The organism is Bacillus sp. FSL K6-1003, from assembly GCF_037964945.1.
GTDB classification, from domain to species: Bacteria; Bacillota; Bacilli; order Bacillales; family Bacillaceae; genus Bacillus; species Bacillus mojavensis.
In genome coordinates, this window is sequence record NZ_CP150176.1 from 613,627 (window position 1) to 629,154 (window position 15,528).

Here is a 15,528-nt window from a genome sequence, read left to right on the forward strand (position 1 = left end):
GGCCATCTGCATGCTTGGCGGTATTGAAGCAGGCGGCACAAAATTTGTGTGTGCCGTCGGAACAGAAGATGGAACGATCATTGACAGAATGGAGCTACCAACAGCGATGCCGGATGAAACGATAGAGAAAGTGATTCAATATTTTCGCCAATTCTCGCTACAGGCAATCGGCATCGGCTCCTTTGGTCCCGTTGATATAGATGTAAACAGTAAAACATATGGAACCATTACTGCCACGTCTAAACCAGGCTGGAGGCACTATCCATTCTTGAAAACAATAAAAGAAGAAATGAATATTCCTGTCGGATTCAGCACAGATGTAAACGCTGCGGCGCTCGGAGAATCTCTTTTCGGCGCAGCTAAAGACCTCGACAGCTGCTTATATATCACGATCGGAACTGGCATTGGTGCAGGCGCGGTTATAGAAGGGCGGCTTCTGCAAGGATTGTCACATCCTGAAATGGGCCATATCTATATTCGCCGCCATCCGGATGACACGTATCAAGGAAAGTGCCCCTATCATAAGGATTGCTTCGAAGGTCTGGCTTCCGGTCCCGCTATAGAAGCACGATGGGGAAACAAGGCCGCAGATTTATCACATGTAAATGAGGTCTGGGAACTTGAAGGATATTATATTGCGCAGGCTCTGGCACAATATATCCTCATCCTGGCACCCAAAAAAATGATTCTTGGCGGCGGCGTCATGAATCAGAGCCAGCTGTTCCCTTATATATATCAATATGTACCTAAAATAATGAACAGCTACTTTAATTTTTCTGAATTATCAGAAAGTATAAATGAGTATATTGTATCTCCCCGTTTAGGCAGAAATGCCGGAATCATCGGAACGTTTGTTTTAGCCGATCAGGCATTAAAAGCAGAAGAAGCATCCGGGGAGGTTCCATCATGAAGCATCCTTTATTTTTAGAGCCGATTTTTAAAGAAAGGATATGGGGCGGCACAGCGCTTCGTGATAGCTTCGGCTACAGCATCCCTTCAGAAAAAACGGGTGAATGCTGGGCTGTTTCGGCCCATGCCAATGGATCATCGACTATTCAAAATGGCCGGTTGGCAGGAAAAACACTGGATCAAGTGTGGAAAGAATGCCCGGAGTTTTTCGGCTTTCCGCAAAGAAGCGTGTTTCCGTTACTGGTGAAAGTACTTGATGCCAACATGGACCTCTCCGTACAGGTGCATCCTGATGATCATTATGCCATGGTACACGAAAACGGAGACCTTGGAAAAACAGAGTGCTGGTACATTATTGATTGCAAAGAAGACGCAGAACTGATTCTGGGACATCATGCAGGCACGAAGGAAGAATTCAAACAGCTTATAGAAAGCGGTGACTGGAACGGGCTGCTTAGGCGCATCAACATAAAGCCCGGAGATTTCTTTTATGTGCCAAGCGGCACGCTGCATGCATTGTGTGAGGGCACCCTCGTCCTTGAAATTCAGCAAAATTCCGATACCACATATCGCGTATACGATTATGAACGCTGTAATGACCATGGCCAAAAAAGGGATCTCCACATAGAAAAAGCGATGGAAGTCGTAAACATACCGCATGCGGATTCTGAACCAATACCGGCGGTGAAAGAAATGAAGGATGCCGTGATTACGTCTTATGTTCAGTCAGATTATTTCTCAGTTTACAAATGGAACGTCAGCGGCAAGCCAGTTTTTCCTTCTCATCAAACCTATTTGCTGGGCAGTGTTGTCGAAGGCTCAGGGATAATAGAAAACAACGGTGTGCAGTATGAATGCAAGAAAGGCTCACACTTTATTTTGCCTGCCCATTTTGGCGAGTTTTCAATAGAAGGAACTTGCGAGCTGATCATATCTCATCCCTAATAAGAAGAACGGAGGAATTTCTGTGTTAAAGAAACCTATCATCTGTTTGTTCATCTTATTTTTATTTGCGTCTGCCGTTTTGGCTGAGCCGATCCAAGCACATACTGTGTCACCTGTTAATCCTAAAGCACAGCAGACAACAAAAGATGTGATGAATTGGCTTGCCCACCTGCCGAATCGTTCTGAAAACAGGGTGCTTTCCGGTGCGTTTGGCGGTTACAGTCATGACACATTCTCTATGGCAGAAGCAGAAAGAATCCGGAACGCATCCGGACAATCACCTGCCATTTACGGCTGCGATTACGCGAGGGGATGGCTTGAAACCTCAAATATTGAAGATTCTATAGACGTGAGCTGCAACAGTGATTTAATATCGTACTGGAAAAGCGGAGGGATTCCGCAGATCAGTCTGCATCTAGCAAATCCTGCTTATCAGTCAGGACATTTTAAAACACCGATTACCAACGATCAGTATAAAAAACTGTTAGACTCTACAACAACAGAGGGGAAGCGGCTGAACGCCATGCTCAGCAAAATTGCTGACGGACTTCAACAGCTGGAAAACCAAGGCGTGCCCGTTCTGTTCAGGCCGCTGCATGAGATGAACGGCGAGTGGTTTTGGTGGGGGTTTACGTCATATAATCAAAAGGATGATGAAAGAATCTTCTTATATAAACAGCTCTATATCAAAATCTATCATTATATGACTGACGAAAGAGGATTGGATCATTTATTATGGGTTTACTCCCCCGACGCTAATCGAGATTTTAAAACAGATTTTTACCCGGGAGCTTCATACGTAGATATCGTTGGGTTAGATGCATACTTTCAAGATCCATATTCGATAAGCGGATACGACCAGCTGACAGCACTTAATAAACCCTTTGCTTTCACGGAAGTTGGTCCGCAAACTGCAAACGGCAGCTTTGATTACAGCTTGTTTATGAGTGCGATAAAACAGAAATACCCTAAAACCACTTATTATCTGGCCTGGAATGATGAATGGAGCCCGGCTGTGAACAAAGGTGCTTCCGCTCTCTATAATGATAGCTGGACTTTAAATAAGGGAGAAGTATGGAACGGTGATACATTAACACCTATAGTTGAATAAAAACGTTTTACATTAATAAAGGTTCTCAAGGATATCCTTGAGAACCTTTTGCTCATCAAGCGTTCATATCCCCTAAGCCGGGACTATGTTCATTCGGCATTTCCGGAAGAACCGGAACAGGGAATCCAGCCGGAGGTTCAGTTACTTGCAGCTCGCCGCCATTTCTGCTTGGAGATTTTCCATGGAAGATCTCTGCAATTCTTGTTTCATCTAATCTGAAGTTAAACTGTACATTATGGTAGCCCAATTCGACATACTTTCTGCACTCTGGGTATTTATTAATGTCGTAATTCGGAACAGGAAAAAGCTTAGCCCAGTCAACGCCCAAAGTCTCAAGCGCTTTAGCGAAAGCATTTTGGTGAGCATTGTCACGTACAATAAGAAAAGCGAGAGTTTCCCGAAACGTCTGATTAGAGCTCATTTCATAAATTCTTGTTTTTTGGAGAACACCAGTAGACTCAAGCAACAAGTTATCCAACAGGTCAGTGATTAAGTTTCCGTGATTATACACCCAGGAGGCGTTCCAAGGATTGCCGCCCGCATCAACCGGGAGTGAACTCTGTGCGCCAATAATGTAATGATGGGGGTTAGCATGTTTAACTGCTTCATCAAGGGGAGCGTGATCTATACCCTGGCTGCCGACACCAGCACCGCCTGATTCATCCAACAAAGCATTGATTGTATTTTGCACAAGCTCTACATGGGCAATTTCTTCTAAGAAGATACCGCGCAGCAAATCACGATATTGTTTCTCTTTTCCTCTGAAATTGGAGCTTTGAAAGAAATATTGCATCATTGTACGCATTTCTCCATAATGTCCGCCTAATATTTCCTGCAGTACTTTAGCTGCGGCCGGATCTGGCTTATCGGGTTTAATGATATTGATCAATTCTTCTTTGTAGTAAAACATAACATGCCTCTTTTCTATATTATTTTGTTTTTATATCATCTGTTCAATCAGATAAAATATACGGACTAACAAACAGCGGAAAAGAAAATGAGAAAATCGAAATAAAAATATAGACAAAGTGTTGACCAGTGAATAAACACATGGTATAGTATTAAATGTCGCTGATGAACAGCACAAAAAATGAAAAACAAAAAAAGTTTTTCGAAGGTGTTTACAAACACTTCAGAATGTGTATAATAGATAAAGTCGAATCAAAAAGATTTTAAAAAAAGCATTCGAAAAAATATCTTGACTTTAATATCAATTAATAGTATGATAGTTAAGTCGCTCGATAAGCGCCCGTAGCTCAATTGGATAGAGCGTTTGACTACGGATCAAAAGGTTAGGGGTTCGACTCCTCTCGGGCGCGCCAATATAATATACACGCGGGTGTAGTTTAGTGGTAAAACCTCAGCCTTCCAAGCTGATGTCGTGAGTTCGATTCTCATCACCCGCTCCATTATTTATTGAATGATCTTTGAAAACTAAACAAGACAAAACGTACCTGTTAATTCAAGTTTTAAATAAATCGCACAGCGATGTGCGTAGTCAGTCAAACTACTTTATCGGAGAGTTTGATCCTGGCTCAGGACGAACGCTGGCGGCGTGCCTAATACATGCAAGTCGAGCGGACAGATGGGAGCTTGCTCCCTGATGTTAGCGGCGGACGGGTGAGTAACACGTGGGTAACCTGCCTGTAAGACTGGGATAACTCCGGGAAACCGGGGCTAATACCGGATGCTTGTTTGAACCGCATGGTTCAAACATAAAAGGTGGCTTCGGCTACCACTTACAGATGGACCCGCGGCGCATTAGCTAGTTGGTGAGGTAACGGCTCACCAAGGCAACGATGCGTAGCCGACCTGAGAGGGTGATCGGCCACACTGGGACTGAGACACGGCCCAGACTCCTACGGGAGGCAGCAGTAGGGAATCTTCCGCAATGGACGAAAGTCTGACGGAGCAACGCCGCGTGAGTGATGAAGGTTTTCGGATCGTAAAGCTCTGTTGTTAGGGAAGAACAAGTACCGTTCGAATAGGGCGGTACCTTGACGGTACCTAACCAGAAAGCCACGGCTAACTACGTGCCAGCAGCCGCGGTAATACGTAGGTGGCAAGCGTTGTCCGGAATTATTGGGCGTAAAGGGCTCGCAGGCGGTTCCTTAAGTCTGATGTGAAAGCCCCCGGCTCAACCGGGGAGGGTCATTGGAAACTGGGGAACTTGAGTGCAGAAGAGGAGAGTGGAATTCCACGTGTAGCGGTGAAATGCGTAGAGATGTGGAGGAACACCAGTGGCGAAGGCGACTCTCTGGTCTGTAACTGACGCTGAGGAGCGAAAGCGTGGGGAGCGAACAGGATTAGATACCCTGGTAGTCCACGCCGTAAACGATGAGTGCTAAGTGTTAGGGGGTTTCCGCCCCTTAGTGCTGCAGCTAACGCATTAAGCACTCCGCCTGGGGAGTACGGTCGCAAGACTGAAACTCAAAGGAATTGACGGGGGCCCGCACAAGCGGTGGAGCATGTGGTTTAATTCGAAGCAACGCGAAGAACCTTACCAGGTCTTGACATCCTCTGACAATCCTAGAGATAGGACGTCCCCTTCGGGGGCAGAGTGACAGGTGGTGCATGGTTGTCGTCAGCTCGTGTCGTGAGATGTTGGGTTAAGTCCCGCAACGAGCGCAACCCTTGATCTTAGTTGCCAGCATTCAGTTGGGCACTCTAAGGTGACTGCCGGTGACAAACCGGAGGAAGGTGGGGATGACGTCAAATCATCATGCCCCTTATGACCTGGGCTACACACGTGCTACAATGGACAGAACAAAGGGCAGCAAAACCGCGAGGTTAAGCCAATCCCACAAATCTGTTCTCAGTTCGGATCGCAGTCTGCAACTCGACTGCGTGAAGCTGGAATCGCTAGTAATCGCGGATCAGCATGCCGCGGTGAATACGTTCCCGGGCCTTGTACACACCGCCCGTCACACCACGAGAGTTTGTAACACCCGAAGTCGGTGAGGTAACCTTTATGGAGCCAGCCGCCGAAGGTGGGACAGATGATTGGGGTGAAGTCGTAACAAGGTAGCCGTATCGGAAGGTGCGGCTGGATCACCTCCTTTCTAAGGATATTTACGGAATATAAGACCTTGGGTCTTATAAACAGAACGTTCCCTGTCTTGTTTAGTTTTGAAGGATCATTCCTTCGAAACGTGTTCTTTGAAAACTAGATAACAGTAGACATCACATTCAATTAGTAACACAAGATATCACATAGTGATTCTTTTTAACGGTTAAGTTAGAAAGGGCGCACGGTGGATGCCTTGGCACTAGGAGCCGATGAAGGACGGGACGAACACCGATATGCTTCGGGGAGCTGTAAGCAAGCTTTGATCCGGAGATTTCCGAATGGGGAAACCCACCACTCGTAATGGAGTGGTATCCATATCTGAATTCATAGGATATGAGAAGGCAGACCCGGGGAACTGAAACATCTAAGTACCCGGAGGAAGAGAAAGCAAATGCGATTCCCTGAGTAGCGGCGAGCGAAACGGGATTAGCCCAAACCAAGAGGCTTGCCTCTTGGGGTTGTAGGACACTCTATACGGAGTTACAAAGGAACGAGGTAGATGAAGAGGTCTGGAAAGGCCCGCCATAGAAGGTAACAGCCCTGTAGTCAAAACTTCGTTCTCTCCAGAGTGGATCCTGAGTACGGCGGAACACGTGAAATTCCGTCGGAATCCGGGAGGACCATCTCCCAAGGCTAAATACTCCCTAGTGACCGATAGTGAACCAGTACCGTGAGGGAAAGGTGAAAAGCACCCCGGAAGGGGAGTGAAAGAGATCCTGAAACCGTGTGCCTACAAGTAGTCAGAGCCCGTTAACGGGTGATGGCGTGCCTTTTGTAGAATGAACCGGCGAGTTACGATCCCGTGCAAGGTTAAGCAGAAGATGCGGAGCCGCAGCGAAAGCGAGTCTGAATAGGGCGCATGAGTACGTGGTCGTAGACCCGAAACCAGGTGATCTACCCATGTCCAGGGTGAAGTTCAGGTAACACTGAATGGAGGCCCGAACCCACGCACGTTGAAAAGTGCGGGGATGAGGTGTGGGTAGGGGTGAAATGCCAATCGAACCTGGAGATAGCTGGTTCTCTCCGAAATAGCTTTAGGGCTAGCCTCAAGGTAAGAGTCTTGGAGGTAGAGCACTGATTGGACTAGGGGCCCCTACCGGGTTACCGAATTCAGTCAAACTCCGAATGCCAATGACTTATCCTTGGGAGTCAGACTGCGAGTGATAAGATCCGTAGTCGAAAGGGAAACAGCCCAGACCGCCAGCTAAGGTCCCAAAGTATACGTTAAGTGGAAAAGGATGTGGAGTTGCTTAGACAACCAGGATGTTGGCTTAGAAGCAGCCACCATTTAAAGAGTGCGTAATAGCTCACTGGTCGAGTGACTCTGCGCCGAAAATGTACCGGGGCTAAACGTATCACCGAAGCTGCGGACTGTTCTTCGAACAGTGGTAGGAGAGCGTTCTAAGGGCTGTGAAGCCAGACCGGAAGGACTGGTGGAGCGCTTAGAAGTGAGAATGCCGGTATGAGTAGCGAAAGAGGGGTGAGAATCCCCTCCACCGAATGCCTAAGGTTTCCTGAGGAAGGCTCGTCCGCTCAGGGTTAGTCGGGACCTAAGCCGAGGCCGAAAGGCGTAGGCGATGGACAACAGGTTGATATTCCTGTACCACCTCCTCACCATTTGAGCAATGGGGGGACGCAGGAGGATAGGGTAAGCGCGGTATTGGATATCCGCGTCCAAGCAGTTAGGCTGGGAAATAGGCAAATCCGTTTCCCATAAGGCTGAGCTGTGATGGCGAGCGAAATTTAGTAGCGAAGTTCCTGATTCCACACTGCCAAGAAAAGCCTCTAGCGAGGTGAGAGGTGCCCGTACCGCAAACCGACACAGGTAGGCGAGGAGAGAATCCTAAGGTGATCGAGAGAACTCTCGTTAAGGAACTCGGCAAAATGACCCCGTAACTTCGGGAGAAGGGGTGCTCTGTTAGGGTGAAAGCCCGAGAGAGCCGCAGTGAATAGGCCCAGGCGACTGTTTAGCAAAAACACAGGTCTCTGCGAAGCCGTAAGGCGAAGTATAGGGGCTGACGCCTGCCCGGTGCTGGAAGGTTAAGAGGAGCGCTTAGCGTAAGCGAAGGTGCGAATTGAAGCCCCAGTAAACGGCGGCCGTAACTATAACGGTCCTAAGGTAGCGAAATTCCTTGTCGGGTAAGTTCCGACCCGCACGAAAGGCGCAACGATCTGGGCACTGTCTCAACGAGAGACTCGGTGAAATTATAGTACCTGTGAAGATGCAGGTTACCCGCGACAGGACGGAAAGACCCCGTGGAGCTTTACTGCAGCCTGATATTGAATGTTGGTACAGCTTGTACAGGATAGGTAGGAGCCTTGGAAACCGGAGCGCCAGCTTCGGTGGAGGCATCGGTGGGATACTACCCTGGCTGTATTGACCTTCTAACCCGCCGCCCTTATCGGGCGGGGAGACAGTGTCAGGTGGGCAGTTTGACTGGGGCGGTCGCCTCCTAAAAGGTAACGGAGGCGCCCAAAGGTTCCCTCAGAATGGTTGGAAATCATTCGCAGAGTGTAAAGGCACAAGGGAGCTTGACTGCGAGACCTACAAGTCGAGCAGGGACGAAAGTCGGGCTTAGTGATCCGGTGGTTCCGCATGGAAGGGCCATCGCTCAACGGATAAAAGCTACCCCGGGGATAACAGGCTTATCTCCCCCAAGAGTCCACATCGACGGGGAGGTTTGGCACCTCGATGTCGGCTCATCGCATCCTGGGGCTGTAGTCGGTCCCAAGGGTTGGGCTGTTCGCCCATTAAAGCGGTACGCGAGCTGGGTTCAGAACGTCGTGAGACAGTTCGGTCCCTATCCGTCGCGGGCGCAGGAAATTTGAGAGGAGCTGTCCTTAGTACGAGAGGACCGGGATGGACGCACCGCTGGTGTACCAGTTGTTCTGCCAAGGGCATCGCTGGGTAGCTATGTGCGGACGGGATAAGTGCTGAAAGCATCTAAGCATGAAGCCCCCCTCAAGATGAGATTTCCCATTCCGCAAGGAAGTAAGATCCCTGAAAGATGATCAGGTTGATAGGTCTGAGGTGGAAGTGTGGCGACACATGGAGCTGACAGATACTAATCGATCGAGGACTTAACCTAATTTCTAATGATGTCACACCTGTTATCTAGTTTTGAGAGAACACTCTCAATTGTTTGGTGGCGATAGCGAAGAGGTCACACCCGTTCCCATGCCGAACACGGAAGTTAAGCTCTTCAGCGCCGATGGTAGTCGGGGGTTTCCCCCTGTGAGAGTAGGACGCCGCCAAGCTTAATTATATCATCGCGGGGTGGAGCAGTTCGGTAGCTCGTCGGGCTCATAACCCGAAGGTCGCAGGTTCAAATCCTGCCCCCGCAACCAAAAAAATCTTTCCTTTCAAATAAGGAGTGCCCGAAGGGTGCAACCAAATTAAAATGGTCCGGTAGTTCAGTTGGTTAGAATGCCTGCCTGTCACGCAGGAGGTCGCGGGTTCGAGTCCCGTCCGGACCGCCATTTATTGTAAACGAAACGATCATGTTTTCGTTTTTTTTTGTGTTTTCTTTTATTGCGTCTTTTGCTTGGTATGATAGCCAAGCTTTCTTTATATCAGCAACATCTTGGATATTTCAGCATAATCCGATACACTAGATACAGTACATATAAAACATGGTCAGACCAAAAGGAGGTTTGGTTAATGGATGAGTTTGATTTAATTAATAGTATTACTCCTCGGACCATTCACCATTCTTCCGTTGATGTAGGAATTGGAGACGATGCCGCTCTTTACACAGCGAAAAACGGTATGCAGGAAATTGTATGTGTCGATACAATGGTAGAGGACGTGCATTTTAAATTGAGCTATTCTTCGCCGGAGGAGATTGGGTATAAGGCGTTAGCCATAAATATAAGTGATATTGCCGCTATGGGAGGTATCCCTAAGTTTTATTTAGTGTCTCTTGCAGTGCCTTTAAAATGGACGGAATCAGAAATCAAAGCAATGTATGAAGGAATGAATGAACTGGCGAAACTATATTGTATGGATCTGATTGGCGGTGATACAGTTTCGACTTCCGATAAACTAGTCGTCACAGTGACTGTGATTGGGGAAGTTGAAAAGGGACGTGCCTGTTTGCGCAGTTTGGCAAAGCCGAATGATATTGTCTTTGTCACTGGTGAAATCGGTTCTTCTGCCGCTGGACTTTCATTGCTGCTAAAAGAGTCTTCCCATCCGGAAACATCATTTGAAACAAATTACTTTATCAATAGGCATAAGCGGCCTCAGCCAAGAGTGAGTATTGGCAGACTATGCTCGAACGCTCAGCGTGTGGCTCTTAATGATATTAGTGACGGATTGGCAAGTGAACTGCATGAAATTGCAGAATCCAGCTCCGTTTCAATAGAAATTGACGAGAGCCTACTTCCAGTTCATCCAGACTTGCCTAAGCTGAATTCCAAATGGAAGGAATGGGCTTTGTTTGGCGGAGAGGATTTTGAACTGACTGGGACGATCTCAAAGGAAGACTGGGATGTGTTAGAGCAGGAGTGCTGCAGACTTCAACTGCCAATTAAAAAGATTGGATGTGTCCGGGAAAAGACAGAATCCAATGTCATATTAAAGACAGAAGAAGAAAAAATGACTTTAGAGAAAAAAGGATATAATCATTTTAAATAAGACGGGTGACTCGTGTGAAGCAATTAAAATGGAGAACTGAAAATCCTGAAGAAACAAAAGCGATTGCGAAGCTGACTGCATCGTTTTCAAAGCCTGGGGACGTCCTGACATTAGAGGGCGATTTAGGAGCTGGAAAAACAACCTTTACAAAAGGTTTTGCTGAAGGACTCGGAATTACACGTGTTGTAAACAGTCCGACATTTACAATCATAAAAGAATATAACGATGGTTCACTTCCTCTTTATCATATGGATGTATACAGAATGGAAGACGAGAGTGAAGACTTGGGACTTGATGAATATTTTCACGGACAAGGTGTCTGCTTAGTGGAGTGGGCACATTTAATTGAAGAGCAGCTTCCGCAGGAGCGACTGCAAATTGTCATTAAAAGAGCTGGTGATGATGAAAGAGAGATCACCTTTACAGCGGTGGGGAATCGGTATGAAATGCTTTGTGAGGAGATAAGTAGACATGACAATATTAGCGATTGATACATCGAATTATACTTTAGGCATAGCGCTGCTTCGGGACAACACTGTCATAGCAGAATACATCACATATTTAAAAAAGAATCATTCTGTAAGGGCGATGCCTGCTGTTCATTCTTTGCTGAATGATTGTGATCTAACCCCGCAGGATCTTTCTAAAATTGTTGTTGCAAAAGGTCCAGGCTCGTACACAGGGGTGAGAATCGGTGTAACAATTGCCAAAACACTTGCATGGTCTTTAAACATTCCGATTTCTGCTGTATCAAGTCTTGAAGCGCTGGCGGCAAATGGACGTCACTTTGATGGTCTGATCAGCCCTATATTTGATGCGAGACGCGGACAGGTGTATACAGGTCTTTATGAATATAAAAACGGGCTTTTAGAGCAGGCTGTTCCGGATCAAAACGTGATGCTGACAGAGTGGCTGGAGATGCTAAAAGAGAAGGATCGCCCTGTTTTGTTTTTAGGTCATGATACATCCATACACAAGGAGACGATACTGGATGTATTAGGAACAAAAGGAGTCATAGGGCCTGCGGCTCAGCATAATCCCCGCCCTTCAGAATTGGCTTACGCAGGTGCGGATAGGGAAGCTGTTGATATTCACGGGCTTGTGCCGGATTATTTACGGCTTGCAGAAGCAGAAGCGAAATGGATTGAAAGTCAAAAGTAGGGTGATAGGATGAAAACAAAAGCAGCAGTCAGAAAAATGCAGCTTAATGATGTTGATCACGTATACGATATTGAAACATCCTCCTTTACGTCTCCCTGGACGAAGGATTCGTTTTATCATGAATTGCTTGAAAATCCATATGCCCACTATCTCGTGATTGAAAAGGACGATTGTATCGCGGGTTATTGCGGAATTTGGATTGTGATGGATGATGCCCAGATCACAAATATAGCGATTAAACCAGAGTATAGAGGCCAGTCTTTAGGAGAAGCACTTTTTCGTTCAGCTCTCGAGCTTTGTAAAGAAAAAGAGGCGAGGCGGCTTTCGCTTGAAGTGAGGGTTTCCAATCACCCTGCTCAAAGCTTATATAAAAAGTTCGGGATGCAGCCCGGTGGAATAAGGAAGAACTATTATACTGATAACGGGGAAGATGCGTTAATTATGTGGGTGACGATAAATGAATGAGCAAAAAGATCTTTATATATTAGGAATCGAAACGAGCTGCGATGAAACGGCAGCAGCGATTGTAAAAAACGGAACAGAAATCGTCTCGAACGTTGTGGCCTCTCAAATTGAAAGCCATAAACGATTCGGTGGGGTTGTGCCGGAAATTGCATCAAGACATCATGTGGAGCAAATCACTTTAGTGATCAAAGAGGCTTTCCGTAAAGCAGACATGACATATCGTGATATAGATGCGATTGCAGTTACTGAAGGCCCGGGATTGGTGGGAGCACTGCTAATCGGGGTAAACGCCGCTAAAGCATTGAGCTTTGCGCATCATATTCCGTTAGTTGGAGTCCATCATATAGCGGGCCATATATACGCAAACCGTCTGGTAGAAGAGATCGTTTTTCCAGCGCTTGCATTGGTCGTTTCCGGCGGCCATACGGAATTGGTTTATATGAAAGAACACGGTTCATTTGAAGTGATCGGGGAAACACTCGATGACGCAGCAGGGGAAGCTTATGACAAAGTGGCAAGAACGATGGGGCTCCCGTATCCAGGCGGACCGCAGATTGACAAGCTTGCGGAATCAGGGAATGACACTATTCCTCTGCCTCGCGCATGGCTTGAAGAAGGTTCTTATCATTTCAGCTTCAGCGGGCTGAAATCCGCTGTGATCAATACGCTTCATAACGCGGCTCAAAAAGGACAGGTCATTGCGCCGGAAGATCTTTCTGCCAGTTTTCAGAATAGCGTCATTGATGTCTTAGTGACAAAAACGGCACGCGCTGCAAAAGAATATGGTGTCAAACAGGTTCTTTTAGCCGGCGGAGTTGCTGCAAACAGAGGGCTCAGAGCGGCGTTACAGAAGGAATTCTCCCAGCATGAGGGGACAGCGCTCATCATTCCTCCGCTATCCTTATGTACAGATAATGCTGCAATGATTGCTGCGGCCGGTACTATTGCTTTTGAAAAAGGGATTCGCGGATCATATGATATGAATGGCCAGCCTGGTCTTGAACTGACTTCTTATCAAGGTCTCACGACATAATGACGTGAGGCTTTTTTATTGTTATTAACAGATAATTCTCAATTTATCCACATATCTGTGAGTCATTATGGAGATATAGATGGATAAAGGGGTTAAGAGGCTGTTAATAAAGTGGATAAATTCAGAATATTTTGTGGATAATGTGTATAAACCGCTTTCTTCGTTTGCTTATAAGGATATTTACTGTGGATAAAAAGCACCTCTAAAAAAGAGGTGCTTGACTTTTTTAATCTTCTTCTGTGGATAGTTCTTCCCATTCTGATAATAGGTTTTCCAATTCTTGATTGAGTTTCTCGTTGTCAGCGTGGATAGCTTGTACCTTTTCGTGATCCTGATATACTTCAGGATCACAAAGTAATTCATCATTGTGGCTGATGTTTTCTTCTATGGTCTGAACTGTCGTTTCAATTTCTTCTATGCGTCTGAGTCGTTGGCGTTCTTTCTTTTTCCATTCTTTTTCTTCCTCGTATGAACGTTTAGAGTCGGATTTCTGTGCAGCCGTTGCTTTTTCAGTTTCCTCTTGCTGTTTCATTTTCTCCAATTCCAGCTGCTGTGTTTTTTTCTCTGTATAATAATCGTAATCTCCGAGGTATTCCTCAATATGGTTTGGAGAAAGCTCGTATACCCTTGTTGCGATTCTGTTAATAAAATATCTGTCATGTGAGACAAATAACAATGTACCCGGATAATCGATCAAGGCGTTCTCGAGAACTTCTTTGCTGTCTAAATCAAGATGGTTTGTCGGCTCATCAAGAATGAGAAAGTTAGCTTTTTGCAGCATCAGCTTGGCCAGGGCCACTCTTGCTTTTTCGCCCCCGCTTAGGGAATGGACGGGTTTAAGCACATCATCCCCGGAGAATAAGAAATTTCCGAGGCACGTTCTGATTTCTTTCTCTTGAAGCTCCGGATACTCGTCCCACAGCTCATCAATGACGCGTTTAGAGGAGGTCAGCTCAGCTTGTTCCTGGTCATAGTAACCGATACTGACATTTGAGCCGTACGCTATTGTTCCCTGATCTGGCTTCAGTGTGTTTATTAATGTTTTCAGCAAGGTTGATTTTCCGATTCCGTTGGGACCTACAAGAGCGGCGCTTTCTCCTCTTGTCAGCCTAAACGAAACATCTGTCAGAAGCGGTGGCTGGTTTTCATAGCTGATGGTCAGATCCTGAACCCGCAGGACCTCGTTCCCGCTCTGTTTTGTAATATCAAAATGAAAATTTGCTGATTTTTCGTCGCCGAGCGGTTTTGACATGACGTCCATCCGTTCAAGCTGTTTCCGCCGGCTTTGTGCTCTTTTTGTCGTTGAGGCTCTCGCCAGATTTCGGTCTACAAAGTCCTGCAGCTTAGCGATTTCATCCTGCTGTTTTTCATACAGCTTAAGATCCTTTTCATATTGGGCAGCTTTCTGATCGAGATAAGCGCTGTAGTTGCCGTGATACTTTTTGCTTTCTGATCTAGATACCTCGTACACCTGATTCACCACTTTATCCAAAAAGTAGCGGTCGTGAGAAACAATCAGAATGGCGCCTGAATAGCCTTGCAAATAATGTTCAAGCCAGGTCAGCGTATTAATGTCCAGATGGTTGGTCGGCTCATCTAGAATGAGAAGGTCAGGCTGTGTTAACAAAAGCTTACCCAAGGCCAGTCTTGTTTTCTGACCACCGCTCAGGCTTTGCACCTGCGTTGAATCGTCAAAATGACTGAAGCCGAGACCGTGCAGCACAGATCTGACATCTGCTTCATATTGGTAGCCGCCTTTATCTTTAAATTCCTGCTGAAGGCGGTCATAGGTTTTCATGATGCTTTCCAGTTCACCTGGGTCAGCTGCCGCCATTTTTTCTTCTATGTTGCGCATTTCTTTTTCCATTGCTTTTAAGTGATCAAAAACAGTCAGCAGCTCTTCTTTTATGGTAAGCTTAGAATCCAAGCCGGTATGCTGGGCTAAGTAGCCCATTGTGATATCTTTTGGCTTGATAACTTCACCCTTTTCATATGAAAGGTGACCTGCGATAATTTTAAGGAGTGTAGATTTCCCTGCGCCGTTTCTTCCTACAATTGCGACGCGATCACGGTTTCTGACTTCCAGCTTTATATTGTTTAAAATAGTATCAGCACCAAATGATTTGGAAAGCTGATTAATTTGTAAGATCATCATATTATTTCACCTCTGCTATAATAAGTTAAGTGTAGCTTAT

At 46.3% G+C, this 15,528-nt stretch carries 10 protein-coding genes, 4 tRNA genes and 3 rRNA genes; 15 read left to right on the forward strand and 2 right to left on the reverse strand.

All coding sequences use genetic code 11. The annotated features are described in order from the left end of the window. The first annotated feature begins 10 nt into the window (after positions 1 to 10). From NSU16_RS03170 to NSU16_RS03180, 3 genes are read left to right on the forward strand one after another with little or no spacing between them, the layout of a single operon-like run. Complete coding sequence (locus NSU16_RS03170) at positions 11 to 910, forward strand: ROK family protein (protein ID WP_339192059.1); 900 nt, start codon at positions 11 to 13, stop codon at positions 908 to 910. After that, positions 907 to 1,854 (forward strand): mannose-6-phosphate isomerase, class I, encoded by a 948-nt coding sequence (gene manA, locus NSU16_RS03175; protein ID WP_339192060.1) that lies wholly within the window; start codon positions 907 to 909, stop codon positions 1,852 to 1,854. Before NSU16_RS03170 ends, manA begins: the two co-directional genes overlap by 4 nt. Positions 1,855 to 1,876: 22 nt before the next feature. Next, a complete protein-coding gene (locus tag NSU16_RS03180; RefSeq protein ID WP_326226613.1) occupies positions 1,877 to 2,965 on the forward strand; it encodes a glycoside hydrolase family 26 protein in 1,089 nt (362 codons plus the stop codon). Positions 2,966 to 3,020: 55 nt separating this feature from the next. Here NSU16_RS03180 and NSU16_RS03185 read toward each other — a convergent pair whose 3' ends face one another. After that, a complete protein-coding gene (locus NSU16_RS03185) occupies positions 3,021 to 3,875 on the reverse strand; it encodes a manganese catalase family protein (protein WP_339192062.1) in 855 nt (284 codons plus the stop codon). A gap of 335 nt (positions 3,876 to 4,210) precedes the next feature. Between NSU16_RS03185 and NSU16_RS03190 the strand changes: the two genes are divergently transcribed. The 12 genes from NSU16_RS03190 (at position 4,211) to tsaD (ending at position 13,333) form a co-directional block, all read left to right on the forward strand. Continuing rightward, a tRNA-Arg gene (locus NSU16_RS03190) sits at positions 4,211 to 4,287 on the forward strand. A 13-nt stretch (positions 4,288 to 4,300) separates the two neighbouring features. Then, positions 4,301 to 4,374, forward strand: a tRNA-Gly gene (locus NSU16_RS03195). A gap of 103 nt (positions 4,375 to 4,477) precedes the next feature. Next, a 16S ribosomal RNA gene (locus NSU16_RS03200) occupies positions 4,478 to 6,027 on the forward strand. Between the two features lie 169 nt (positions 6,028 to 6,196). Then, positions 6,197 to 9,124 (forward strand): 23S ribosomal RNA (locus tag NSU16_RS03205). Positions 9,125 to 9,177: 53 nt separating this feature from the next. Next, positions 9,178 to 9,293, forward strand: a 5S ribosomal RNA gene (gene rrf / locus NSU16_RS03210). The 16S, 23S and 5S rRNA genes sit together here with 4 tRNA genes alongside, the layout of an rRNA operon. A gap of 13 nt (positions 9,294 to 9,306) precedes the next feature. Beyond that, positions 9,307 to 9,383: transfer RNA gene (locus tag NSU16_RS03215), tRNA-Met, on the forward strand. Between the two features lie 55 nt (positions 9,384 to 9,438). Continuing rightward, positions 9,439 to 9,515 (forward strand) — tRNA-Asp (locus tag NSU16_RS03220). Positions 9,516 to 9,696: 181 nt separating this feature from the next. Next, complete coding sequence (thiL, locus tag NSU16_RS03225; RefSeq protein ID WP_339192064.1) at positions 9,697 to 10,674, forward strand: thiamine-phosphate kinase; 978 nt, start codon at positions 9,697 to 9,699, stop codon at positions 10,672 to 10,674. 14 nt (positions 10,675 to 10,688) lie between these two features. Continuing rightward, positions 10,689 to 11,165 (forward strand): tRNA (adenosine(37)-N6)-threonylcarbamoyltransferase complex ATPase subunit type 1 TsaE, encoded by a 477-nt coding sequence (gene tsaE, locus NSU16_RS03230; RefSeq protein WP_010333203.1) that lies wholly within the window; start codon positions 10,689 to 10,691, stop codon positions 11,163 to 11,165. After that, on the forward strand, positions 11,146 to 11,835 hold the full coding sequence (tsaB, locus tag NSU16_RS03235; RefSeq protein WP_010333204.1) for a tRNA (adenosine(37)-N6)-threonylcarbamoyltransferase complex dimerization subunit type 1 TsaB: 690 nt from the start codon (positions 11,146 to 11,148) through the stop codon (positions 11,833 to 11,835). The genes tsaE and tsaB overlap by 20 nt, the downstream gene beginning before the upstream one ends. A 9-nt stretch (positions 11,836 to 11,844) precedes the next feature. Continuing rightward, positions 11,845 to 12,300 (forward strand): ribosomal protein S18-alanine N-acetyltransferase, encoded by a 456-nt coding sequence (rimI, locus tag NSU16_RS03240; protein WP_010333205.1) that lies wholly within the window; start codon positions 11,845 to 11,847, stop codon positions 12,298 to 12,300. Further along, positions 12,293 to 13,333 carry a tRNA (adenosine(37)-N6)-threonylcarbamoyltransferase complex transferase subunit TsaD gene (gene tsaD, locus NSU16_RS03245; RefSeq protein ID WP_339192065.1) on the forward strand — a complete coding sequence of 347 codons (1,041 nt, stop codon included), beginning with the start codon at positions 12,293 to 12,295 and terminating at the stop codon, positions 13,331 to 13,333. Before rimI ends, tsaD begins: the two co-directional genes overlap by 8 nt. 226 nt (positions 13,334 to 13,559) lie before the next feature. Here the strand turns inward: tsaD and NSU16_RS03250 are convergent, their stop codons facing one another. Then, entirely contained in the window at positions 13,560 to 15,488 is a 1,929-nt protein-coding gene (locus NSU16_RS03250) for an ABC-F family ATP-binding cassette domain-containing protein (RefSeq protein WP_286058964.1), read from the reverse strand. Positions 15,489 to 15,528: the final 40 nt, after the last annotated feature.

Coding starts and splice junctions, on each gene's coding strand:
- NSU16_RS03170 (WP_339192059.1), top strand. CDS start 11: ATGCTTGGCGGTATTGAAGCAGGCGGCACAAAATTTGTGTGTGCCGTC.
- manA (WP_339192060.1), top strand. CDS start 907: ATGAAGCATCCTTTATTTTTAGAGCCGATTTTTAAAGAAAGGATATGG.
- NSU16_RS03185 (WP_339192062.1), bottom strand. CDS start 3,875: ATGTTTTACTACAAAGAAGAATTGATCAATATCATTAAACCCGATAAG.
- thiL (WP_339192064.1), top strand. CDS start 9,697: ATGGATGAGTTTGATTTAATTAATAGTATTACTCCTCGGACCATTCAC.
- tsaB (WP_010333204.1), top strand. CDS start 11,146: ATGACAATATTAGCGATTGATACATCGAATTATACTTTAGGCATAGCG.
- rimI (WP_010333205.1), top strand. CDS start 11,845: ATGAAAACAAAAGCAGCAGTCAGAAAAATGCAGCTTAATGATGTTGAT.
- tsaD (WP_339192065.1), top strand. CDS start 12,293: ATGAATGAGCAAAAAGATCTTTATATATTAGGAATCGAAACGAGCTGC.
- NSU16_RS03250 (WP_286058964.1), bottom strand. CDS start 15,488: ATGATGATCTTACAAATTAATCAGCTTTCCAAATCATTTGGTGCTGAT.